This window comes from Roseospirillum parvum, assembly GCF_900100455.1.
GTDB classification, from domain to species: domain Bacteria; phylum Pseudomonadota; class Alphaproteobacteria; order Rhodospirillales; family Rhodospirillaceae; genus Roseospirillum; species Roseospirillum parvum.
The window spans coordinates 51,762-75,005 of the sequence record NZ_FNCV01000009.1; the positions used below are offsets into that span (position 1 = coordinate 51,762).

Genomic DNA, 23,244 nt, shown 5'->3' on the forward strand with positions numbered 1-23,244 from the left:
CGGCGGCGAGCGAGCCGGGAACCTACTCCCTCAATCCCCGGCGGTCAACAAAAAGGCACGAACTTTCCGCAACATATCGGGCAGCAGACTTTCCGAATATTGCGCGGGCACGACCATGTTTGGCCGCATCTGGGTGGCAAGCCAGGTCATCTGCCGTTTCACATAGCGCCGGGTGGCCTGCTGGGCGGCGGCCAGGGCAGCCTCGCGGGACATCTCGCCGCGCTGCCAGGCGGCGATCTCGACCACGCCGATGGCTTTCAGGGCCGGCGTGTCGGGAGGCAGGCCGCGGGCCATCAGCGCCGCCACCTCGGCCGGGGCGGCGCCGTCGAACATCGCCCGAAGGCGCACCTCGGCGGCCCGGTGCACGGCCTCGCGCGGCGGCCTGAGGGCGATCAGGAAAACCGGCCCGGCGATCCGCCGGCGCGGTATCGCCTCGGCCTGCCAGTGGCTCAGGGGGCGGCCGGTGGCTCGCCACACCTCCCAGGCGCGCACGATGCGTTGGCGATCATTGGGCGCCAGACGGCCGGCGGTGGGTCCGTCCACCTCGGCCAGACGGGCGTGCAGGCCGGCCGCGCCGAGGGCCTCGAGATCGGCGCGGGCGGCCTGGCGCGCCGCCTCGGGCACCTCGGGCAGGTCGGCCAGCCCCTCGATCAGCGCCTTCAGGTAAAGCCCGGTGCCGCCGACCACGATGGGCAGGCGGCCGGCGGCGCGGGCCTCGGCCACCGCCTCGGCGGCGGCGTCCAGCCACCACGCCACCGAGCCGCCCAGGGCCGGGTCGCGCACCCCGTACAGGCGGTGCGGCAGGCGGGCCGTCTCGGCCGGGCCGGGGGCGGCGGTGATCTCGCCCAGGCCGGCGTAGATCTGCATGCTGTCGCCGTTGATCACCGTGCCGGCCAGTGCCTCGGCCAGATCAAGGGCCAGCGCCGACTTGCCGCTGGCCGTCGGTCCGGCGATCACCACCAGCGGCCCGGCCCTGTCCGGCATACCGTCCGCGTCCCTGTCATCGCGGGGGGCTTGTTGCCGCCCGGTCATGCCGCTAAAAGCCCCCTTGCCGTCGGCATTTCCCTTCCCTCCCTCCGCGGACCCCGCCATGGACAGCATGCTCACCCTGATCGCCGCCCCGGGCGGCCTCGACCCGGCCATGGTGGACCAGGCGCGCCGGGCCCTCAAGGCAACCTCGGTCCAGGTCGGCTCGCCCGACTGGCTGGCCGAGGGCGAGGCCTGCGACCTGCCGCTGTTCGAGACCGAACCCGACATGGCCCAGTCGGTGGCCGCCAAGGCCCTGGCCGGGGCGCCGGTGGATGTGGTTTGCCAGCCGGTCGAGGGGCGGCGCAAGGCCCTGCTGGTGGCCGACATGGACAGCACCATGGTGACCTCGGAGACGCTCGACGATCTGGCCGCCCGGGTCGGCCTGAAGGACGAGATCGCCGCCGTCACCGCCCGCGCCATGGCCGGCGAGCTGGACTTCGCCGAGGCCCTGCGGGCGCGCATCGCCCGTCTGGCCGGGCTCCCCGAAAGCGCCATCGCCGAGACCCTGACCGAGGTCGAAATCACCCCCGGCGGGGCCACCCTGATCGCCACCATGAAGGCCAACGGCGCCCACTGCCTGCTGGTTTCCGGCGGCTTCACCCAGTTCACCGGGGCGGTGGCGGCGCGTCTGGGCTTTGACGGCCATCAGGCCAACCGGCTGGAGATCGAGAACGGCCAACTGACCGGCCGGGTGGCGGAACCCATCCTCGACCGGCACTCGAAGCTGAAGGCGCTGATGACTGCGGCCGGCGAGTTGCGCCTGCCGATGGCCCGCACCCTGGCCGTGGGCGATGGCGCCAACGACCTGGACATGCTGAGGGCGGCCGGCCTGGGGGTGGCCTTCCGGGCCCGCCCGGTGGTCGCCGAGACGGCGCGGGCGCGCATCGACCACGGCGACCTGACCGCCCTGCTCTACCTGCAAGGCTACCGCAAGGACGCCTTCGCCTGACCTCCCACCCGTGGCGGTTGCCTGGGGTGCCCGGGGCGGGCATACTGACCCGGTTATGGCAAGATCCAAGAACGACATTATCGACGAAGTTGAAGCCTTTGTCGCCAGGTACGGCGGCAAGTTCGGCGACTGGTACGTGGGCATCGCCAAGGATCCCAAGGCCACCCTGAACGGCGAGCACAACTTCAAGAAGGGCGACGTGGGGCTGGTCCGCACGGCGGCCAGCGAGTTGCAGGCCCAGCAGGTGGTCAACTACTTCGTCGAGACGCGCGGCTGCAAGGGCCGCAAGGACAGCTTCGACGCCGGCGAGGTGCACGTCTACGCCTATCGCCGGGCCCGCCACACCAAGCCCTGATCCTCTTTTTCAGCCCGCCTTCACCGCTTCGACCGCGTCGAAGGTGAGCATGGTCTCGACCGTGCCGCCGTCCGGCGTGGACAGGCGGAAGGTGCGCTTCTGCACCCCGGCCCCGGCCAGATGGACCACCCCCAGCGGCCGGTGCGGAGCGTGCGGCTCGACCAGGTGGCCGCTGGCCGGGTTGAACATCGGGGTGGCCTTGCCGCACAGCCAGTTGGCCCAGGCCGGCAGGAAGGTGGCCGGGGCCCGCTTCACCGGCGCCTTCCAGTCGGCGAAGACGATGCTGTTGAGCGCCGTCTGCTCGATGATCTTGACCATCAGCCGGTCGGTGGACAGGCGGGACAGGCGGCGCCGGTTCAGGGCCCGCTCCAGGGCCTCGGCCCACAGCGCCCAGTGGGGTGCTTCGGCGGCCAGGGCGAAGACGCCGGAATTGAGGATCGGATAGCGCCCCAGCCGGTTGGCCGCCGCCAGCCCGTAGGCGAAGGCCACCGCCTTGTGGTTCTGGTCCCAGCCAAGCAGCTTGGGCCGCCGGTAGTGGTTGAAATAGGCCCGGTCCAGCTCCGGCACGATGGCCAGCTTGCCCTGGCGGGCGGCGGCCACGTAGTGGGCCAGCACCGTGCCGTCCTGCACCCAGGCGTCGCTGTCGATCCACAGATAGACCGCGTGGCCGGGAAAATGGCGGGGCAGGAAGGGGCGCGCCGTCATGGCGCGGAACCAGCGCGGGAAGCCGTCACGGCCCGGGAAATCCAGGTCCCAGTCGGGGGCCCGCACCGTCGCCCCTTGTCCTTCCAGCCACCCGACGTGCTCGGGGTCGAGCCCCAGGTCGAGCACCGACAGGGCCATGCGGCGGGCCGTGGGATCGGCCTTGAGGGAGCGCACCAGCCCCGAGAGCAGGCCGAAATAGCCGCCATCGGCGGCACAGACCAGGGCGACATCGCTCAACGACGGCTCTTCGAGGGGCATGGCGGTCATCCGGTGGCGAGGAAAACGGGGCGGCGATGTGTAGCACCCCCGCGCCGCCCGGCCAAGGCATCGCCACCCAATGCGCGCTCGGGGGGGCCTGCACGCTTACCGGTTGGACGGCGTCCAGGCGGGGGGTATGGTGGTGGGAGCCTGGAGGGAGGCGGGGACGACGATGACGGGCAGGAAAGGCGCAGGGGTGACCACCCAGTGGCGACTGGCCCGCCGCCGGGCGGGGCGCGCGGCGCGGCGCCTGGGCTTTCCCGCCCCGCGCCTGCTGGCGGTGGCCTTCATCGCCCCCAGTCTGGCCCTGCTGCTGTTCGGCCCGGTGGTTCTGTTAATCCTGCTGGCTCTGCTTGTAATCCTGCTGGTTCTGCTTGGTCGCGTGGGGGTGGAGATCGCCGCCTGCGCCGGTGGCGCCTGCGGGGGCGGTCCCAGTGCCGCCTTCCAACTGCTCCAGACACTGGTTCTCGGCTTGGGCGGGGCGCTCACCCTGTACCTGCTGGCCAAGCGCGCCGACGCCATGCAGCGTACCGCCCAGGCCAACGTGGAAGCCCTGAACAAGCGCACCGAAGAGCTGCGCCTGACCCGCCGCGACCACCTCAGCCGGCGGTTCTCCGAAGCCGTCAAACAACTGGGCGACGAGAAGATGGCGATCCGCCTGGGCGGCATCGCCGCCCTGGGCGCGGTGGGCCAGGAAACGGACTCCGAGGCCGACAGGCGCATGGTGTTGGATGTCCTGTGCGCCTTCGTGCGGACCGGGCGCACCAGGTTCGCGGATCGCGACGACACTCTCGGACCGGCGCCAGAGGACATGCTGGCGGCCGTCAAGACGTGCGGAGCCATCCCGTGTCCCCAGGGGTATCACCGTGATCTGAGATGAGTGAATTTCCGGGACGCGGAGATTCCGGACATTAATCTGTTCGGCTCATTGTTGGGTTTTGCGAAACTGGATTGGTGCGTACTTTCCGATGCAAACCTCTCGCATGCCATTCTTTTGGGTGCCGACCTTTCACAGGTCGACCTTTTCCATGCTGATCTGACATGGAGCCTCCTTAGGGATGCCACCCTAAGAGGCGCTGAGCTTACTCGCGCCAACCTGACCGACGCCATCCTGACCAACGCCGATCTGACCAACGCCGATCTGACCAGCGCCGATCTGACCAGCGCCGATCTGACCAGCGCCTACCTGAAAGGCGCCGACCTCACGCGTGCCAATCTCACCAACGCCAAGGTCACCGTCGAGCAACTGCGCCAGGCCAAGTCACTGAAAGGCGCCAAGGGATTGCCGGAAGAGCTTCAGCCCCTCGCCGAGGAGTGAGCGGGGCGGGGTCGGGGTCCCGGGGTCGCGGGATCGGCCAACCTGAAGCCTTGCATTCCCATCAATGAAAAAGGGCCCCTCACCATCGTGAGGGGCCCTTGTGGCGTGTCGGCAGCGTAGGGGGGGCGGGGTTCGCCGGTCCTACTTGTCGCCGTTCTGCGGCATCCAGCGGGAGTCCTTGTCGGCTTCCACGTTGCCGCCGAACCACTGGTCGCGCACCTCGTCGTAGTGCTGGCCGGGGTCGTAGAGGCCGGTGCCCAGACCCAGGCCGGCGGCGGTCATGCGGCCGATGGCGCTGAGCAACTGGAAGCTGGTCAGCGCCTCGTCGCGCTGCGCCTCGACCAGATCGACCCGGGCGTTGAGCAACTCCTGCTCGGCGTCGAGCACGTCGAGCACCGTGCGCGAGCCCACCTGGGCCTCGCGCTGCACCCCTTCCAGGGCGATCTCGGCGGCCTCGATCTGGGCCCGGATCGACTTGATGCGGGCCTGCGCGGTGGACAGGTTGTCCCACGCCGTGGCCACCGTCTCGCGGGCCGACTGCCGGGCTTCCTCCACCTGGATGCGGCGCTGGCCGGCGGTGTGCTTGGCCTGGCGAAGCTGCGAGTAGACCCCGCCGCCCTGGTACAGGGGCACGGTCAGGGTGGCGGCGATCTGGGCGTCCTCGCTCATCGAATCGGGTGCCGTGGTGTGCAGGCCGCGGCTGACGCTGGCCGAAACGTCCAGGCTGGGCAGCAACTGACCCTTGGTCTGCTCGATGTTGGCCTCGGCGGCGCGGGCGGTGTAGTCGGCGGCGCGCACCGCCGGGGCCCCGGTCAGGGCCAGTTCGATGGCTGCCTCAAGGTCCTTGGGCAGGCCGTTGACCGGCCGCGTCGCCTCCAGGCTTTCCGGGGGGTGGCCGATAACCCGCTGGTAGGTGGCGCGCGACGACTGCAGGTTGCCCTCGGCCTGGATGCGGTCGGCAATGGCGCCGGCCAGCCGGGCCTCGGCCTGCGAAACGTCGGTGCGGGTGATTTCGCCGACCCGGAAGCGGTCCTGGGTGGCCTCCAACTGGCGGCGCAGCACCTGCTCGTTGTTGGTGTTCAGCTCGACCACGGCGATGTCGCGGACCACGTCCAGATAGGCCTGCACGGCCTCCAGCAGCACGTCCTGCTCGACCGACAGCAGCCGGTAGCGCTGGGCCATCACCGTGAACTCGGCCTCTTCCACGCCGTAGGTGGTCTGGAAGCCGTCGAACAGGTTCTGGGTGACCTCGGCCGACAGGGTGCGGCCGGTGTAGTTGTCGGTGTACTTGGCCGACTGGTTGCTGGTCCGCCAGGTGCGCGACAGGCCGCCGGAGAGGGTGACGTCGGGCCGCCAGCCGGCCAGGGCCTGGGGCACGTTCTCGTCCACCGCGCGCAGCTCGGCGCGGCTGGCTTCCAGGGCCGGGTTGCCCTGATAGGCGGCGATCAGCGCCTCCTCCAGGGTTTCGGCAAGGGCCGGCTGGGGCGCGGCGACGGCCAGCCCGAGCAGCACCGGCAGGGTCCGGGCAAGCAGGCGGCGGCGCGGCGACGGGGTCTTGGCGACTGGGGGCATGGACTTTCCGTAGTCTGATTGGATGGGGCTGCCGGGCACCATGGCCGGCGAGGGCCGGCCGGCGCCATTGACGGCACGTTGGGGGTCATCTTCCAGGTTTGCCGAATCGGCGCAAGGGGATTGTGGTCGACGGGGCCTGTGACGGGGGCGAATTCGGCCGGGTGTTGCGTCTCGGCCAGATCGCGCCCGGGATGAATATGGGGGCGGGAATTAAAACCGGAAGCGCGGCTGGGGATCAAAGCCGGGCAGACGGCCAACCACCGCGTCGAACGCGGCGAACCGGCCGACGCCTTGGCCCTCGTGGGTGTAGATCACGCCACGTCCGATGGGCGCCGTGCCTTCCACCGCCACCAGCCGGCCGCCATCGGCCAACTGGTCGAGCAGGGCAGTCGGCACCTTGGGTACCATCCCGTCGACGAAGATCACGTCATAGGGGGCCTGGTCGGGGTAGCCCTCGGCCAGCGGCCCGGTGACCACGGTGGCGTTGAGCACACCCAGGTCGGTCAGGGCCTCGGTGGCCTTGGCGGCCAGGGCAGGGTCGACCTCGAGGGCGACCACCGCCGAGGCCAGCCGGGCCAGCACCGCCGCCGCATAGCCGGTGGCGCAGCCGACCACCAGGGCGGCCTCGTCGGCCTCGACCTCCGCCGCCTGGAGCAGGCGGGCGAACACCCGGGGCTCCATCAGCGCGCGGCCGGGGGCGACCGGCAGGTCCTCGTCGGCATAGGCCACGCCCCACAGCGAGCGGGGCAGGAAGCGTTCGCGCGGGATGTCGGCCAGGGCCGTCAGGATCAACGGATCGGTCACCCGGTTGGCGTTGACCTGATGGGTGATCATGTTCTGGCGGGCGGTGCTGAGGTCCATGGCGTCGGGCCCTTTTGAGGGGGGGGTGAGGGGCCGGGTCGGCAGGCCGGAAATATATATCAGGATATGGTTATAGGGGGCGGTGGGGCGGTCGATCAAGGCGTCGGGATCGACCTTTTGATCGACCTCTTGTAAGGGCCCGCACTTTTCCTTGACCGGCCGCCTGGGGCTGGCTATAAACCGGCCCTCCGTCGCGGGGGCGCCCGTCGCGGCCGGGGAGGGCAGGGGACATCCCGCCCACCCACGGACCGGACAGGCAATACCGGACCGGCCGGGTGGCAGAGTGGTCATGCAGCGGACTGCAAATCCGCGTACATCGGTTCGATTCCGGTCCCGGCCTCCATGCCAGCCCTTTCGGCGCCCGATCCGGTGTTGCCGATCCGGTGTCTGGCGACGGAGTAAAGAGAGCGCGGCTGATCCGGCGTAGCTCAACGGTAGAGCATGCGGCTGTTAACCGCAGGGTTGTAGGTTCGAATCCTACCGCCGGAGCCATCTCGGGCTTTAGGCCCTTGATTTTCCTCAAAAATACGGGCGGCGGGGAACGGCACCCGCCTAAACCCCAGCCTACGGCAAAACGATGGGGCGCCCTGGCCTTTTGCGGGGCCGACGGACGGGGGCCGCTCCCTCATGGCCCATCCCCGCGCCCGCCTAAAACGGTCCCCAAGGCCCGTTTCCGAACCCGCCTAAATGGCCGATAGTGCGCTGCCAGGGCTCAGGGATCGGGCGCCGGTGGGGCGACTGTCTGGGCGCCCGCCTAAATGGCCGATAGGCCATTCGTCGGGAAGGCGAATCGGGCGGCTGTGGGCGTTCCGGGGACGGCACTGGGCCATCCTTCGGCCCATCCCCCAGCCTGTCCCCAACGGACCACCGCCCATCCCTCAGAGTCGCCACCCCGTGGCCAAGGGCACACCATGAAGCGGGCGCCGGTAGGGTCGGGTGCGGGGGCGGGGGACGCTCGCCGGGGACCACGGGAGGGGCTTTACGTGCCATTCTGCGGCCGGGTCCGCTCCCTTAGCCAAGGGGTGACAGAATCGGTCACATCACTCTACCCAGGTCATGGCAGCCTTGAGCCAGCAGTGATATTCTGTGTCCGTAATGGAGGGCACAGGGGGCGACCATGCAGGATTTCTCTTTCAATGATATCATCACACGTCGAGGCTATCCGTTAAAGGGTTCAAAAATGCTCCGGCACGACAAGACCGCCGTTGCAGAGTGGAGGCAGAGCCGCAGTTCTTTTGAATGCTTTACATCGTATCATCGTGGAGACCATTGGACCCCTTATGGTCCCAAGGTTGTATACGCATTTCAATTTCTGCCTATAAGTAACGGGGCCGCCATATTCGTTGGAGCCCATAAAATTCTTGATACCTGGATAGTCGGAGATGGCGAGAGGAAACCAGTGCTTTGGGATGCTAATTGTCTGTTGAAACCAGAGCCGAATCACTATGCCTATGATTTAGAGGTTTTGAGTGTGTTTGATGATTTAATCGAAAGAGTTTTAATAGACTGGGGGCCTGGTGTGAAGGCATGGCATCAATGGGCTGAGAGGCGCCCCAAGCCTATCATTGAACTTCGGGCGGACGCAGAAGAAGCGGAGTTCCCAGGCTTCGCGGCGTTCCAATCGTCCATCGAAGATGTGACCTTGATGCCCCGGACTTGGCAGGCAGCATTGAGCAATGTTCAAGGGGTCTACTTGTTGGTCTGTCCAGAAACAGGAAACCTCTACGTTGGTTCAGCGACCGGCGAACGGGGTTTTATGGGGCGGTGGGCGTCCTACGCGACAGACGGGCACGGCGGGAACAAGCTGCTCAAAAACCGCAAGCGGGTCAACTATGCGGTTTCAATTCTTGAGGTCGCGTCGCCCGATATGTCATCGGAGGATGTTCTGCGGAGGGAAGCGGCCTGGAAGGCAAAGCTTGGCAGCCGGGCACACGGGCTGAACGCGAACTGAAGGGTTGCGATGACAGGGATTCCACCCGGTCACTATTGGGAGTTGATGATGTCTGAAGAATGCTACTCGATAGACGAGAATGGAAACAAGGTTGACGCTTGGATCCATGAAGAGCTGCTCGGCGATGACGATGCTATTAGTCAGTATAGCATTGACGCTTGGCGGAAGGCTGGGCTTTCTGAAGAGACCATTGCCAAGTGGACCAAAGGAAAAAGGATCATATGACCTGCAACGGTTCGGATGTTCGGCCTGTGGGTCGAAGGCAGTGGATTGCCGACCTGAGTATTACGGCGCACCCGAGGGGCCGGTGTGTAAGCATGTTGAATAAGTTAACCCGCCCCCGGCATTGATCCGAGGGCGGGTCTTCCTTTGGGCTCGATCACCCGGCCATCGCCGGGGCGGGCTGGGGCGCGGTGCTGTTCGCCCTTTCACACGCGGCCATTGCGGCCTTCAACACGCGCCCCCGGCGGTTGGTCTCGCCTACGCGCCACCGGGCCATCGCCAGGGGCTCCTTCGGAAGTTGATCGAGTCGGGCCAAGTCCCAGAGGGCTGCGTCCCACACCTCGTATGGGCGGGCGTGCGGGTCCCGTTCGGCCAGCGCGACGGCCTCGCGCACGCTGGCGGCGAGTTGCTTTTTGGTGGTGCGTTCCGAGTGTTCCATTCCGAGTGTCCTTTCTGTTGGGGTGCCGCTATGCGGCGAGATCGTCGGGGCACATGATTTTTCCGTCCTTCTTTGCGGCGCGGCGCCATGCGCCAACGTCGGTGGCCGTCATTTCGGCGCGGGTGCGCTCACTGATACGCGCCGCGACCTCACTGTCTGGCAAAGCCGGATCAAGCAGAAGGTCGCTCGCCTCATAGAACCGGATAAGCCTTTTCGCAATCAAGGCAGGCTGGACAACCGTGGGATAGCGTGCCCGGATCGCCCGTTTCAAACATGAAATGCGGGGCGGAGGGGCTTTGCTCTCAATGGCATCGTCCAGGGTGGTGCCCTCGATTGCGAAGGCATCGGCCAGAAGGCGCCAATACACTTCGATCACGTCATAGGGAACGCGCAGGCGCGGACGGCCAGCGGCGGACGCCAGCGCGTGACTGCGAGACGCGGCCCAAAGAACGCGGCCTGTCGCGGTCGTGCTGGCGATCCGCTGCAAGGCGGCGGGGATGGACTCGCCCGGTTCGGCGGCCAGTTCGGCAGCAGACCACAAGACCCGCGTCCATCCGGCGGACGTCAACGCGCTGGGGTTGTGCTGGGCAAGGGCGACGTACCGGGCGATTTCGTCGGGAGAGATTGACATGCGGGACCTCGTTGTTTGGGGGTGGGGACCGGCGGGCCGGTGTGACGGAGCGATGCCGGTCCCCACAGACTGCCCCGCGACCACCGCGACGAAGGGCAGCGTTTCAGGGTCAGGCGCGGCGGGACTCTGCCCACAGGCGGCGGCCTTCTGGCGTGTCCGCGACCTTGGAGAAGGCGGTGAAAAAATCCTCGCCGGTCTCCGCAGCGCGCGCCTTCGCCAGATTGTCCAAAGCAGACGGCGGCGGGTTTGCGGCCACCTTCGCAACCGGGGCGGCAGGTTCCGCCGCTCGTTCTGCCCGGATCAAGGCCATCATGTCCGTGTCGCGGTCGGCCAGCAGGCGGCTAACGGCAGCTTCGACTGTTTCGCCTTTGCGGGCCTTGGACTGGGCCAGTTCGTGAAGGGCGCCCTTCCAGTCGCTTTTGTTTCCATACTGATGCAGGCCGGCATGGGCAGCTTTGAGCAATTTTTCAGAGTGAGACATGGGGGGCGATCCTTTCATGGTGCTCGTCGCCGGGGCTGGCGTCGGGATGGCTTCGAGGGCCTTCGCCAATGGCGCCGGTTCGATGGCGTCGGGGTCATGTCGTTTGAAAAGTGTAACGACCGCGCCGGGGTTGGCGGGTTCATCAACGAGGGACAGTTCGTCGAGTTGAATATCCCGCAAAAAGTGTCGCCGGGGGCGGGCTGGGGCTGGGTTCAGTTTGCTCATGGCGTCAGTCAAGGCCTGTCCTCCCGTCCAGGATGGCGAACACGTCCGGCAGCACGTCGCGGGCGTCGGCGGCAATGGTCCGCAAATCGCGCCCTTCGTCATCGTCTGCCAGCAGGGCGGACAGGTCGTCCGGTTCGTCGTCGGTGGGGCGCGGGCGGGGGGTCATCACTCGGCCGCCTCCTTCGTGGCGGTGGCGTCCGCTTCCAGCCGAGCGGCCAGGGCCTCGACGCCATCGGCCAGTGGCATGAACAATTCGGGAACCGGAACACGGCGAGAGGGGTGCGGCCTTGGCATCCCGGCCCGATCAGCCAGCCGGGTGCCAGTCGGCAGTGCGAGCCACGCGATACCAGCGGCCAGCCGTTCCGGGGCGCGCAGCTGTTCCACGGCGCGGGCAGCGTCCCGTCCGCCGGTGCGGTGAATGGCGCGGGCAAGATCATCAATGCGAGAGACAGCGGCGGCGAACGCGGCGCCGGCTGCGTCAAGATCGGCGATGGCCTCGCGCAGTTCCTTGGCCTGTTCGCGCAAGCGCGGGGCGTCCTCACTGGCGCGGCGTTGGCGCTCGGCCTCGTCATGTTTCGCGCGAGCAGCGTTGCGGACCTGGACGGCATCAACAAGGCGCGTTTCAAGACTGGACTGTTCATGCCGGAGTTGTGCGAGGCGCGGGGTAAGATGCGCAATAATATCAGCGGCGCCTGCCCTGTTCGCGGCAATGTCATCGCGGGCAGCCGCAAGGCGGCGCTCAACATCGGTGATTTCCCGCGCACAGTTGGACGCGGCAATGCTCAATTCATCAACGCGCCGCTGGGCATCGGGCAGGCTGATCTCGTCCTCTTTCTTCGCCATAACTCATGGTCTCCATACGTTTGCACTCTGACTATTTAACCTTGTTTTGTGTCGTGGCGAAAGTGATAAATTGTGATCGTGGGAAATTAAGTAAAAGCGTTTTCTTTATTCTCGCCTTGACTGGCCCAGGGGCCAAGGGCGGACGCGGAAGGGCGCCCACGCCGGCAAACGTAGGCGGGCGCGTAGGAGGGTCCCCACCCCTTGGGGGCGCCTGTATGTGGGGGAATGCTGGGGTTTGCCTGCAATTATGGCCCTGAACCTCGGGGCCATTGTCGCCGGGCGGGCTCGACGGGTGTTTGTTGCGGGCGGCCGTGCCGTGGTCGAGGGCGAGCGACAATCGGGACCGGGCGCCCCCCCGGTGCTGGGCCGGGAGAAGGCGCCCCTAGAGGCTTGCGGGGGGCGCGCCAAGGTCTTGGGAAATCGGCCCCATGCTCGCCCCGAGACGGCCCGCCCGCTCCCCGCCGATGGCGAGTTGAACAGTGCGGCGTTCTCTGGGCGTGGCGAGTATCAAGGCGCCAGCGGCAGCGTTCGCCAAGTCGTCGTGGCCGTTGGGCGGGTGGTCGATTGAGTCCTTGCCCGCCCGGCTGGTGCGGCGTTCCAGGGAGACAAGTTGTGTGACGAGGCGCGGGTTGTCCAGCAGGGCCAGCCGGCCACTATTGGCGAGGGGAAGCAAGTCCCTGTACAGGTCAGACCGGGGGCGATCAGCCGTCCGATACTCGATGCCCAGCTTTCGGAATTGTTCGCGGGGCCATTCGCCTGCATAGCGGTCGCCGACAACCGTTGAAATGCGGTAGGTCTTCAATAGGGCGGCGAAGTCCGCAACCACGCTCTCAGGGGAGAAGGGCGGCTTGACTTCCCGCACCGCGTCCAGCACTCGGGTTTCGCCTTCCAGGTGCGAGACTGCAAGGGTCATCGCGTCTTTCGATCCGCCGGACGGGTCAACAAAGCCGAAGTAACGGACCCCCTCAACAGGCGGGAGTTCGTGGACACCGGGAGACACCAGACCCTCGACCACCTCGCGCGCAAGGTAAGCCTCAACGTCGGTCCTGAATTGCGCCATGTATTCGGCGCCAGCGGCAGCCGGGTCTTCTTCCAGGGCGCGGTCGATCAGGCTTTGCGGGACGGTGGGGTTCATTCGGCGGGTGGGGGCTTGCCACACAAGGACTTCGGACTCCTTGCCATAGGATCGGCGGTACTCATCCCACAACGCGCCCCGCCGTGCGTATGGGCTGGACGCGCACAACAGCAGGGCACCGGGGATGCTCGCCATGCCTGGGCGCAGGGCATTGAGGATTTCCTTGTCCGGGTTGGCGCTTTCGTCAGACCGCCAGAAGGCCACTTCGTCCGCCAGAACAGCGGCCATCGTGTAACCGCGCGTTGACCGAAACGACGCGGCGTGAATCTCGATGCTCACTCGGCTGTTGAGCTGAATTTCCTCGCCACTGATGCTGTCAATCGTCTGGGCGAGCATGGGGATTTCGGTAAGGAGTCCTTCGCAATACCGCTTGATGACGCGCGCCTGCCGCTTGTCGGCGGCCAAGATCATCACCGTGGCGCGTTCGCCCGGTTGGAGGTGGGGGCGGTAGTCCCGGAATGACGCCAAGAAAACGCCAATCGTTGCCAGCACAAACGACTTGCCTGCCCGCCGTCCGCAAATCAGCCATGCTTCACTCGCCGGGGTCGCCGGGGGTGTGGTGCGGGCTGTGCATTCCTCGAAGATGGCCCGCTGTTCGTCGGTCATGGGGAGTGCGAACAGGGCGGCAAGGAACGCACGCCACGCGGACCAGTCGCCCCGCTGGAAATGGGGTGCGAAAATGGCCGGATCGTCCAGGCCTTGGAGGATGTTCATTCGGCGGGCTCCGGTTGCGCACTGGCGAGTTGCTTGGCGTATTCAAGGGGATCAGGGACCGGGGCATGGTCGGGGGTGGTGGCGCGGTTCCTGGCCGACTTGCCCCTTTTCTGGCTGCCGAGAAGCCCCAGGGCTTGTAGGTCACGGGCCAAGCTGTTGGCGAACCAAACGTAGCGGCGCTCGGTTTCGTGCGGGAGTTCGCCTTCCGCCATCATTCGGTCGTACAGCCATCGGCAGCGCACAACCTTCTCGGCGGCGCGGTCCAGGATCAAACGTTCCGCCGGGCCGACCTTTTCGAGCCCCCCGAGAGGCTCCGCCAACTCCAAGAGGGTGTCGCGCAGCAACTTTCCCTCGCGCGTCCGGCCATCAATGTTTCCTGCCTTCAAGCGGCGGGAATAGGGTCCTGGCTGCCACTTCTGCTTCATTGATGAGCCCTCCTATCTTGGGCATACTTTGGGCCTACTTCACCCCTATTCTACGCTTGGCATGTTGAGAAGAAAAGGAAAACCCTGTTATTGGACAAATGCAGGGCTTTTGACCATCCGGGACTTTCGCGCGGTGCCCTCCTTTTGCCGCCAGAAGGGCCGGGCGGGAACTGTACCCATCGGGGCGACGGGTGTTTGTCGCGGCGAACCTCAAGGGGACGGGGAGGGGTCTGCGGGTCTGCTTCGACCCCCTGTTTCCTCCTTCTCTCTCTTTTTTTCTCTTCTCTCTCTCTCTCTAATACAGACAGACAGAAGAAAGGAAAAAAGGGGAGAGAAGAGGAAAACAGACCCCAAAGCAGACCCGCAGACCCCTATCCCCGTCCCTGGCCCATTCACATATCGTCCACCACCAAGTCCTCCGGCCTCTGCTTGAAAGGCTTCAGACGGCCCCAACTGAGGCTCTTTTCAGCCCACCACGCGGAGTCAGTCAGGTCGAAGTTGGTGACGACACTTTTCTTGGACGACCCCACTTTGGGCCGTGAATCGTAGTCGCAGACCCACACCCCTTCGACACCCCGCATCGTCTTCAGAAGTGTGTTGATCCCTTCGATCCGGGGCTCATCGCGCTTCCGCCGGACCCATTGCTCTATGTCGCTGGCCAGCAGCACAACATTCTTTTGCTCTTTGGCCTTATCGACCATCGCTTCGGCCAAATCGCAGACCATCTGCTGGCCCGGCGTCATTGATTCCGCAATGATACGCCGCTTTTGCTCAGTAGTAGGCGCATGTTGGCCTTTCTGTACATAGTTGCCGCACGTTAAGGCCCAGTCATAGATGGTCTGTAGACCCTCACCACCGAGCCATTCATTGAGGTCCCGCCAGTACTGTTGCGGCTTCGTCGCTTCCGTCACAGTAGGGACCAACCACCGGCGGTCTTCCTCGACAAGCCGGAGACAGCGGAAAGAGTTGCTGGATGCGGCGAAGTGGCACCAGTTATTCACAACATGAGGCACCATATACTTCTGGTTTACTGTAATCTTCTCACCATCAACCACAGTCTTGAGGGCGTTGTACGCCTTACTGGTGTTACCTGCGTACAGCTCATTGACAATCACAAGCCGTTTATTTGCAGACCAACCATTGAAGCTGCTGTCTACGACTTGTTCGGCGGAGGGGATTGAAGCGTTCCACTCGCCCACCAAAGGGCGCAGCACCTTTTCCGCCAGCGTGGTCTTGCCCACCCCTTGGGCCTCTGACACCAGAAGGAGCGAATAGGTCATCCGCACTTCCGGCCGGGCGATCAGTGTGGCGCACCACCGTTCGACCTCCTTCCGGTCGCCGGCATCGGGTATCAGATGTTCCAGGAAGTCCGTCCAGGGCCGAAGCTGGGCTTCGGTTGGAGGCTTGGGGTTCTTATTGTAGCGATTGTAGTATGGGCTGGGCTTGAACACGTTCAACGTCCGCCCATATTCGCCATTGAATGACTGGTTCTTTTCATAATCAGGCCGGTAGTCTATCGCGTCGAACTGTCGCTCAGCACGCGTCTCAATCAGGGCCGACGTCTCCTTCACGTGCGAAAAGGGCCGGACGGCCCGATCAAACTCGGCCTTTGACAGCACCCTGCCGTTGAGGTGCGTGTTGACGAACACCGGGGGCGTCACGACGACACCCCACTGTTCAGCAAACTCGGGCCGCAGAACCGGGGATGGTTTGCCGCGTGGGTTCGGGATCAGGTCCGTTGCCCACGTCGCCGGGGCAAGGCAATCCTGGAAGGACGGCCCCACATAAACCCGGCAGCCCTTGCGCTCCCGTAACATCCGTTCGGGGAACGGGTCGGCCAGATCGAAGGCCACCGGGAATGTGTCATCGAACCGAATCTGGAACGTCGGCATCCGCAAGTGCTGGGCGATCTTCGGCACGGCCAGAAGCCCCGGCTCGTCATTATCCGCGACAATGTAGGCCCGCTTGATGCCGGCCTTCTTCAGCACATCCCAGTCTGTCCGATACGGACTTAGGGCACCGCCGATCCAGCCGACGTGAACGGAGTGCTTCAGCTGATCGCCCCACGGGTGGGCTGCCAACTCGTCCTTGTCCTGGAAGGTCCGCGCATCGACCAGCCGTTGGCAGTTCCGGGCAGCCTTGGCTCCTTCATGGATGAAGACCACCGCCTCTCCTTTCAAGCGGTCAGCATTGTATAGTGGAAGCGGCCCTTCCGGTTCGCACATCCTCCACTGGCCATCATCCCAGTAGGTCCAAGGGATGTAGGCTTTTCCGCCGTCGTCAGTCTCCCGGCGAACCTGGACCATGACGATCATGCCTTCCGCATTGCGGAACTCGAAGACGTCCTTCCGGTCCGCCTCCTTGATCATCTTGGGTGGATTCTTGATCTCGTGAAGTGGTTGGACCTCGGGCCAGTCAGCTGCCTGGAACTCTTGCTTGATCAGCTGCTGCTCAAGGTCAGTCGGCATGTTCTCTGCGACATTGCAGTTCACCGTTCCGTCACGGTCGAACTTGATGACGGCAATGTCCCGCCAGTACTTGCCCACCCCTTCCTTGACGACGGCACTCCGCAGACCACGGGGCTCCGCGCCAATGCGGGTCAAGTAATTGCGCACTTCTGGCAGGTCGGACAGCGAAGAAATCACTTTTCTTTTTTCGCCGTTCGAGGGAGAATCGTCCCGTTCCCGAGTGTCGTCCCATCCTGTCTTCGTGTGACCGGCCCCGCTCCCCACGGGGCCGGTTTTCATTTCGGCGTTAGACATTGGCCGCCTCCAGTTGTTCAGAGGCCAGGCGCTCTTCATGGGCGATGATATCGTCCCACCGCCAGCGCGTCGTCTGCCGGCCCAGCTTCAAGGGCGCGGGGATCAGTCCATCTTTTGCCCAGCCCCAAATTGTCATTCGATCAACAGAATACCTTTCCGCGAGATCGCGGTCGGTCGCAAATGGCGAGCCGCCCGGAACCGGGACAGGGCTGCGAAGCTTGTTTTTCCTGGAAGTGTTGCCGGCCATTTTTGCCTCCTGGCACGCGCCAAGACGGCAAACAAAAAGCCGCCCGGCGCAAAGGTTGCGTCAGGCGGCTCCGTTTTCAGCGACCCAGCGGGCGATCGGTCGCGGTGGCGTATCAGGCCCAGAGCGCGCGTGCCCCCGTCACGAGGCTGTCGAGCGACATTCGATTAGGTCGGGTTTTGTGCGGCTCGCTCGCCAGCGTCCGTACCGACCAGAGTCGGCGCAAACCGACTCCTGGAATCTTGCCCTGTTTTGCGGCGGATTCAAAGTGTTTTTTTCCGAAACCTCCCGTTCACGTCGAAAGAAATCACCCCATCACCGCCTTCTGATTGATGGAAACAACATTCCCACCAGTCGCCGGGGCCTTGCCTGAACAATAGTCCGCCCAGTCATTGAGCAGATTGCGCCGCTTCTGGAACAAATCACCCCTATTGTAGGCAGCTTCGAGGGCGGACCCTATGGCATGGGCCAACGACACTTCACAAACTTCGCGGGGATACTGGGTCTCCTCTGCGGCCCACGTCCTGAAGGTGGACCGGAAACCGTGGACCGTCACCGGAACCTCCATCCGCTTCAACACCGCACTGATGCTCATGTCCGACAGTTGACCACCGCGCGGCGCCGGGAACACAAGGCCGTCCATCTCGCCCCGGCCCGTCCGCTCCAGCACGTCCAGCGCGGCATCGGTCAGGGGCACGCGGTGTTCGCGGCGCATCTTCATGCGCGCGGCGGGGATGGTCCAGACGCGCTTTCCCACGTCAATTTCAGCCCACGTCGCGCCCCGGATTTCCTTCGACCGGGCGCCGGTCAGAATGGCGAACTCCAACGCGCGGGCGCCCATGCCGGCGCGGTCTTTGAGCGCGGCCATGAACTCCGGAATCTCGGCATAGGGCATCGAGTCAAAGTGCTTCGCTGTCTTGATCTTCGCCGGGGCAGGCAAGACCTTGTCCAAAAAGCCCTTCCAGCGCGCCGGGTTGTCGCCCTTCCGGTAGCCATGGACAGTGGACCAATCAAGAACCGCCTCGATCCGGGCGCGGACCCCGGTCATGGTCTCAGTCTTGTTCTGCCAGTGCGGCTCTAGCACGCGGACGATGTGGGCCAATTCAATGTCTTGAACGTTCATCCGGCCCAACTCGGGCGACGCATACCGGGCCAGCGCGCTTTCAATCTGTTTGGCCTTCTTCTCGGATGACCACTCCTGCTTCTTCACCGTGAGCCACTGTTGCACGGCCCCATCAAAGGTGATCGTCGCGGCGCGTGCGGCGCGGGCGGCTGCGCGTGCGGCGTTCCGTTCCGCGACCGGGTCACGGCCCGCCCGGATTGCCGCGAGCATCTCACGGGCTGAGTCCCGCGCCTGCGATAACGTCACTGTCGGAAACCCGCCAAGGCCAATCTGAACGCGCTTCCCGTCAATGTGCGTTCTGAGAATCCACGTCGCACCCCCGCCAGACCCCTTGGGCACCTTCACCCGTTGGCCGTCCCGCACGACCGCCCGGTCCTTGGGCAGCACGTTGAGGCAAAGCCCGGCCACCCCGCCAACGGCGTGCAGGCCGGGCCGGCGCGTCAGGTTGCGGACGGCCACTGCTGAAAGCTCCTTCGCCACTCTCGGCATTTTCCAAACCCTCCTATGCACCCGCCTAAAATAAACCAATGGGTCGCATCTTAAAGATGCCCGTTCCATCGGGATATGGAAACAAAAATCGTGCGGGAGGGCGAAAATGTGTTGAAAAACGGCACCTTAGCTAGATGCAACGAGACGCAACGAAAGGCAATCAGATGGGAGTGAGTTGGGTTCCCGGTTCCTACCGCCGGAGCCACTCTCCTTCCTGTTCCGAACAAGCGTTGTCCCGCGCCCCGTCTCGGGGACGCCGCCGCAGGCCGGGCACCGGCCCGGCGGTGATTGACAGGCCGGGCGTACCGCCCGGCGGTGATTGGCAGGCCGGGCGTACCGCCCGGCGGTGATTGACAGAACGCATTTACATTAGCAAATATGAATGCAAGCTTCCGCCCCCCGGCTCCTCAAGCTGTCCGGGGCAGGGCGGCCGGCCGCATGGCCGGCGCGCCCCTGGCCGACCATTCCTTCAGTCCGAGGTAACCCCATGTCCGCTTCCCCCCCGCAGGGTCAACCCGCTGGCGGGCCGCCGCCCGCGTTCCAGGCGCCGCCCCACGCCATCGCCGCCGACGGCGGCGGTGCCGGTGGCGCTTGGCTGATGCATGTGCCGATTCCGCTGTTCGCCGTGGTCATGGGGCTGACCGGCCTGGGCCTGGCCTGGCGCAAGGCGGGCCATGTGGCCGGCGCGCCCGAGGTCATCGGCGAATCGGTGATTGCCCTGGCAGCAACCATGTTCGTGCTGATCGCGCTGCTTTACGCGGCCAAGGCGCTGCGCCACTGGAAGGTGGTGGTGAGCGAGTTCAACCACCCCATCCGGGCCAACTTCTTCCCCGCCGTCTCGATCAGCCTGTTGCTGCTGGCGGTGGCCAGTCTGCCCTACAGCAAGCCGCTGGCCAGTGCGCTGTGCCTGACCGGCGGCTTCCTGCATCTGGTCCTGGCGCTCAACCTGATGGGCCGCTGGCTGCTGCGCAACGTGGAGATCCAACACTCCAACCCGGCCTGGTTCATCCCCATCGTCGGCAACATCCTGGTCCCGGTGTCGGCGGTCAAACTGGGCCATACCGAGATGGCGTGGTTCTTCTTCGCCGTCGGGCTGACCATGTGGATCATCGTCAAGGCGATCATCATCTACCGGATCATTTTTCACGATCCGCTGCCCAGCAAGCTGATGCCCACCCTGTTCATCCTGATTGCCCCGCCGGCCGTTGGCTTCCTGGCCTACATGCAGCTTTCCGGTGGCGAGCTGGACGCCTTCGCCCGGGTGCTGTTCCACTTCGGGCTGTTCATGACGCTGCTCAACCTGTGGCTGGCCCGGGCCTTTTTCCGCATTCCCTTCGCGGTGTCGTGGTGGGCCTTCACCTTCCCCACGGCGGCGATCACCATCGCCGCCTTCGAATACGCCCATGCCGGCGTCTGGAGCTGGGGGCTGCCTGTCGCCTGGAGTCTGCTCGGTCTGGCCAGCGTGATCATCAGCGCGGTCTTCCTGCGCACCCTGTGGGCGCTGTTCACGGGTCATCTGTTCGTCCCGGAATGAGGCGCTGACCGCCAGCCAGGGCCGCATATGCCGATTATTGGGCCGTCCCGGTTTTTCCGGGGCGGCCCTTTTATTGCGTTGCGATGCAATATAGACTGGGTTTAATCGCCCACGCGCCCACTCGCCCAATCACGCCGCCACTTACCCCCCCCCAAGCCGTCCTGCCATGGGCCGCCTGGGACCGGCCTTCGGGGCCCGGCGTTGCCTTGTCCCGCACCGTGCCCCCCTTCAAGTGTCGAGGATCCGAGATGAGCACGCGCAACCTCGCCCACCTGTTCCGCCCGCAGTCGATCGCCGTCATCGGGGCCTCCAACCGCGAGAAATCGGTCGGCGCGGTGGTTATGCGAAATCTCCTGGAGGGGGGCTTTGAAGGCCCCATCATGCCGGTCAACGCCAAGTACCAGGCGGTGGCCGGGGTGCTCGCCTACCCGGACGTGGACAGTCTGCCGGTGACCCCGGACATGGCCGTCATCTGCACCCCGCCGGCCACCGTGGTGCCGATGATCGAGGCCCTTGGCCAGCGCGGCACGCGGGCCGCCACCGTGCTCACCGCCGGCATGGCGCGCCACACGCTGGAGGACGGGCGAACCTATCAGGAGGCCATGCTCGACGTGGCCCGGGCCTACGGCATGCGCATCCTGGGGCCGAACTGCGTCGGCCTGCTGGTGCCGGGGATGAAAATGAACGCCAGCTTCGCCCACATCTCGGCGCTGGATGGCAAGATTGCCTTCGTCAGCCAATCGGGGGCGGTCTGCACCTCGGTGCTCGACTGGGCCAAGCCGCGCGGCATCGGCTTTTCCCACTTCATTTCGCTGGGCGACATCGCCGACGTGGATTTCGGCGACGTGCTCGACTACCTGGGCAGCGATCCTCACACCCGGGCCATCCTGCTCTACATCGAGACCATCCGGCAGCGCCGCAACTTCATGTCGGCGGCCCGGGCGGCGGCGCGCAACAAGCCAATCCTGGCCATCAAGTCGGGCCGGGTGGCCGAGGGCGCCAAGGCGGCGGCCTCGCACACCGGGGCGCTGGCCGGGGCCGATCACGTCTACGACGCCGCCTTCAAGCGGGCCGGCATGCTGCGGGTGAACGATTTCGAGGAACTGTTCGCGGCCGTGGAAACCCTGGCCCGGGCCCGCCCGACCAAGGGCGAGCGGCTGGCCGTGCTGACCAACGGCGGCGGCCTGGGCGTGATGGCGGTCGACGAGCTGATCGCCCACGGCGGCCAGTTGGCCGAACTGTCCGAGGAGACCATCGCCCGCCTCGATCAGGTGCTGCCCGAGACGTGGTCCAAGGGCAACCCGGTCGACATCATCGGCGACGCCCCGGGCGAGCGCTACGAGGCGGCCTTGAAGGCGCTGTTCGAATCGCGCGAGGTCGACGCGGTGCTGTGCATGCACTGCCCGGTGGCCATCTCCTCGGCCACCGAGGTGGCGGAAAAGGTGATCGAGGTGGCGCGCGCCAACCGTCGGGTCAATCTGGCCACCTGCTGGGTCGGCGAGCAGGCGGTGCGCGAACCGCGCGAGATGTTCGCCAAGGCCTCGATCCCCACCTTCGACACGCCGAGCAAGGCGGTGCAGGCGTTCATGCACCTGGTCACCTATCGCCGCAACCAGGACATGCTGATGGAGACGCCGGCCTCGCTGCCCAGCGACTTCACCCCGGCCACGGCGACCGCCCGTCTGGTCATGGAGAACGCCCTGTCCATGGGCCACGACTTCATGAGCGAGCCGGAGGCCAAGGCGGTGTTCGCCGCCTACGGCATCCCGACGGTGGAGACCCACATCGCCCGCACCCCCGAGGACTGCCGCGAGATGGCCGCCCAGATGGAGGGCGCGGTGGCCTTGAAGGTGTTGTCGCCGGACATCACCCACAAGTCCGACGTGGGCGGCGTGGTGCTCGACCTGAACACCCCGGAGGAGGTGGAAAGCGCCGCCCGCCACATGGAGGAGCGCCTGCGCGCCACCTTCCCGGATGCCGAGCTGTCCGGCTTCACGGTGCAGCGCATGGCCCGCCGGCCGGGGGCGCATGAGCTGATCGTCGGGGTCAGCAACGATCCCATCTTCGGCCCGGTGATCCTGTTCGGCGAGGGCGGCACGGCGGTCGAGGTGATCGGCGACCGGGCGGTCGGCCTGCCGCCGCTGAACATGTCGCTGGCCCGCCAGATCATCAGCGAAACCCGCATCTATAAGCGCCTGCTGGGCTACCGCGACCGGCCGCCGGCCGATCTGGACGCCATCTGCCTGACCCTGATCCAGGTCGCCCAGCTGGTCATCGACATTCCGGAAATCCAGGAGCTGGACATCAACCCGCTGTTCGCCGACAGCAAGGGCGTGCTGGCCGTGGATGCCCGCATCAAGGTGGCCATTCCGCACAATGTGGGCAAACGGCTGGCCATCCGGCCCTATCCCAAGCAGCAGGAGGAAAAGGTCGCCCTCAGGCCGGTCAACGGCTTCCCCGAGCGCGAGGTGCTGATCCGTCCGATCCGTCCGGAGGACGAGCCCAACCACCACGAGTTCATCTCGCGGTTGACCGACGAGGACATCCGCTTCCGCTTCTTCGGGCTGGTTCACGAGCTGCCGCACAGCCAGATGGCCCGCCTGACCCAGATCGACTACGACCGCGAGATGGCCTTCATCGCCGAGGGGCGGCGGGCCAGTGGCGGCCGCGAAACCCTGGGCGTGGTGCGCACGGTGACCGACAGCGAGAACGACAGCGCCGAGTTCTCCATCGTCGTGCGCTCCGACCTCAAGGGGTCGGGGCTGGGGCAGATCCTCTTGAAGAAGATGATCGGCTACTGCCGCCAGCGGCAGACCCGGGTGATGGTCGGCCAGGTGCTGAAGGAGAACACCCGCATGCTCCACTTCGTGGAAAGCCTGGGTTTCAGGCGCACCCGCACGGTCGACGAGGGGGTGGTCGAGGTGGAACTGGATCTCGCCGCCCCGCCCACCGAGGCGGAAGGGGCCTGAGCCGCCACCC

Annotated in this window: 21 protein-coding genes and 2 tRNA genes; 9 read left to right on the forward strand and 14 right to left on the reverse strand. The window is 65.7% G+C overall.

What is annotated here, in order from left to right:
- Positions 1-30 precede the first annotated feature (30 nt).
- On the reverse strand, positions 31-984 hold the full coding sequence (miaA, locus tag BLR95_RS12700; RefSeq protein ID WP_092620770.1) for a tRNA (adenosine(37)-N6)-dimethylallyltransferase MiaA: 954 nt from the start codon (positions 982-984) through the stop codon (positions 31-33).
- 106 nt (positions 985-1,090) lie between these two features.
- Here miaA and serB point away from each other — a divergent pair, with 106 nt between their 5' ends.
- Positions 1,091-1,978 (forward strand): phosphoserine phosphatase SerB, encoded by an 888-nt coding sequence (gene serB / locus BLR95_RS12705; protein WP_092620772.1) that lies wholly within the window; start codon positions 1,091-1,093, stop codon positions 1,976-1,978.
- A gap of 55 nt (positions 1,979-2,033) precedes the next feature.
- Positions 2,034-2,333, forward strand: coding sequence for a hypothetical protein (locus BLR95_RS12710; protein WP_092620774.1), 300 nt, complete (start codon positions 2,034-2,036; stop codon positions 2,331-2,333).
- A 9-nt stretch (positions 2,334-2,342) separates the two neighbouring features.
- On the opposite strand, the gene BLR95_RS12715 is transcribed toward BLR95_RS12710, so the two are convergent.
- Complete coding sequence (locus BLR95_RS12715; protein ID WP_092620776.1) at positions 2,343-3,296, reverse strand: hypothetical protein; 954 nt, start codon at positions 3,294-3,296, stop codon at positions 2,343-2,345.
- Positions 3,297-3,492: 196 nt separating this feature from the next.
- Between BLR95_RS12715 and BLR95_RS12720 the strand changes: the two genes are divergently transcribed.
- Entirely contained in the window at positions 3,493-4,176 is a 684-nt protein-coding gene (locus tag BLR95_RS12720) for a hypothetical protein (protein ID WP_092620778.1), read from the forward strand.
- Positions 4,177-4,614 (forward strand): pentapeptide repeat-containing protein, encoded by a 438-nt coding sequence (locus BLR95_RS12725; protein WP_092620780.1) that lies wholly within the window; start codon positions 4,177-4,179, stop codon positions 4,612-4,614.
- Positions 4,615-4,755: 141 nt separating this feature from the next.
- Here the strand turns inward: BLR95_RS12725 and BLR95_RS12730 are convergent, their stop codons facing one another.
- Both BLR95_RS12730 and BLR95_RS12735 read right to left on the reverse strand, forming a co-directional pair.
- Positions 4,756-6,186 carry a TolC family outer membrane protein gene (locus tag BLR95_RS12730; protein ID WP_092620782.1) on the reverse strand — a complete coding sequence of 477 codons (1,431 nt, stop codon included), beginning with the start codon at positions 6,184-6,186 and terminating at the stop codon, positions 4,756-4,758.
- Between the two features lie 210 nt (positions 6,187-6,396).
- Complete coding sequence (locus BLR95_RS12735; protein ID WP_092620784.1) at positions 6,397-7,047, reverse strand: protein-L-isoaspartate O-methyltransferase family protein; 651 nt, start codon at positions 7,045-7,047, stop codon at positions 6,397-6,399.
- 269 nt (positions 7,048-7,316) lie between these two features.
- Here BLR95_RS12735 and BLR95_RS12740 point away from each other — a divergent pair.
- From BLR95_RS12740 to BLR95_RS15555, 3 genes are all read left to right on the forward strand, one after another.
- Positions 7,317-7,390: transfer RNA gene (locus BLR95_RS12740), tRNA-Cys, on the forward strand.
- 74 nt (positions 7,391-7,464) lie between these two features.
- Positions 7,465-7,539: transfer RNA gene (locus tag BLR95_RS12745), tRNA-Asn, on the forward strand.
- Between the two features lie 625 nt (positions 7,540-8,164).
- Positions 8,165-8,998, forward strand: coding sequence for a GIY-YIG nuclease family protein (locus BLR95_RS15555; protein ID WP_143130998.1), 834 nt, complete (start codon positions 8,165-8,167; stop codon positions 8,996-8,998).
- A gap of 379 nt (positions 8,999-9,377) precedes the next feature.
- Here the strand turns inward: BLR95_RS15555 and BLR95_RS12750 are convergent, their stop codons facing one another.
- The 10 genes from BLR95_RS12750 to BLR95_RS12785 form a co-directional block, all read right to left on the reverse strand.
- Complete coding sequence (locus tag BLR95_RS12750; protein WP_092620786.1) at positions 9,378-9,659, reverse strand: hypothetical protein; 282 nt, start codon at positions 9,657-9,659, stop codon at positions 9,378-9,380.
- Positions 9,660-9,687: 28 nt separating this feature from the next.
- Positions 9,688-10,290 carry a hypothetical protein gene (locus BLR95_RS12755; RefSeq protein WP_092620788.1) on the reverse strand — a complete coding sequence of 201 codons (603 nt, stop codon included), beginning with the start codon at positions 10,288-10,290 and terminating at the stop codon, positions 9,688-9,690.
- A 109-nt stretch (positions 10,291-10,399) separates the two neighbouring features.
- Positions 10,400-11,008 carry an HK97 family phage prohead protease gene (locus tag BLR95_RS15560; protein ID WP_143130999.1) on the reverse strand — a complete coding sequence of 203 codons (609 nt, stop codon included), beginning with the start codon at positions 11,006-11,008 and terminating at the stop codon, positions 10,400-10,402.
- Positions 11,001-11,162, reverse strand: a complete 162-nt coding sequence (locus tag BLR95_RS15825) for a hypothetical protein (RefSeq protein WP_176787847.1) — start codon at positions 11,160-11,162, stop codon at positions 11,001-11,003. The genes BLR95_RS15560 and BLR95_RS15825 overlap by 8 nt, the downstream gene beginning before the upstream one ends.
- A complete protein-coding gene (locus tag BLR95_RS12765) occupies positions 11,162-11,839 on the reverse strand; it encodes a hypothetical protein (RefSeq protein WP_092620792.1) in 678 nt (225 codons plus the stop codon). The genes BLR95_RS15825 and BLR95_RS12765 overlap by 1 nt, the downstream gene beginning before the upstream one ends.
- A gap of 382 nt (positions 11,840-12,221) precedes the next feature.
- Complete coding sequence (locus tag BLR95_RS12770) at positions 12,222-13,688, reverse strand: hypothetical protein (RefSeq protein WP_245689515.1); 1,467 nt, start codon at positions 13,686-13,688, stop codon at positions 12,222-12,224.
- A complete protein-coding gene (locus tag BLR95_RS12775; RefSeq protein ID WP_143131000.1) occupies positions 13,685-14,113 on the reverse strand; it encodes a hypothetical protein in 429 nt (142 codons plus the stop codon). The genes BLR95_RS12770 and BLR95_RS12775 overlap by 4 nt, the downstream gene beginning before the upstream one ends.
- A 392-nt stretch (positions 14,114-14,505) precedes the next feature.
- Entirely contained in the window at positions 14,506-16,875 is a 2,370-nt protein-coding gene (locus tag BLR95_RS12780; RefSeq protein WP_143131001.1) for a primase-helicase family protein, read from the reverse strand.
- The gene (locus tag BLR95_RS15565; RefSeq protein WP_143131002.1) at positions 16,868-17,122 is read right to left on the reverse strand and encodes a helix-turn-helix transcriptional regulator; all 255 of its coding nucleotides are present in this window, start codon (positions 17,120-17,122) and stop codon (positions 16,868-16,870) included. The genes BLR95_RS12780 and BLR95_RS15565 overlap by 8 nt, the downstream gene beginning before the upstream one ends.
- 304 nt (positions 17,123-17,426) lie before the next feature.
- Positions 17,427-18,701, reverse strand: coding sequence for a tyrosine-type recombinase/integrase (locus BLR95_RS12785; RefSeq protein ID WP_218119554.1), 1,275 nt, complete (start codon positions 18,699-18,701; stop codon positions 17,427-17,429).
- A 517-nt stretch (positions 18,702-19,218) separates the two neighbouring features.
- Between BLR95_RS12785 and BLR95_RS12790 the strand changes: the two genes are divergently transcribed.
- Positions 19,219-20,265, forward strand: a complete 1,047-nt coding sequence (locus tag BLR95_RS12790) for an SLAC1 anion channel family protein (RefSeq protein WP_176787849.1) — start codon at positions 19,219-19,221, stop codon at positions 20,263-20,265.
- Positions 20,266-20,513: 248 nt separating this feature from the next.
- Positions 20,514-23,234: a bifunctional acetate--CoA ligase family protein/GNAT family N-acetyltransferase gene (locus tag BLR95_RS12795; RefSeq protein ID WP_092620803.1), complete on the forward strand. Its 2,721-nt coding sequence runs from the start codon at positions 20,514-20,516 to the stop codon at positions 23,232-23,234.
- Positions 23,235-23,244 lie beyond the last annotated feature (10 nt).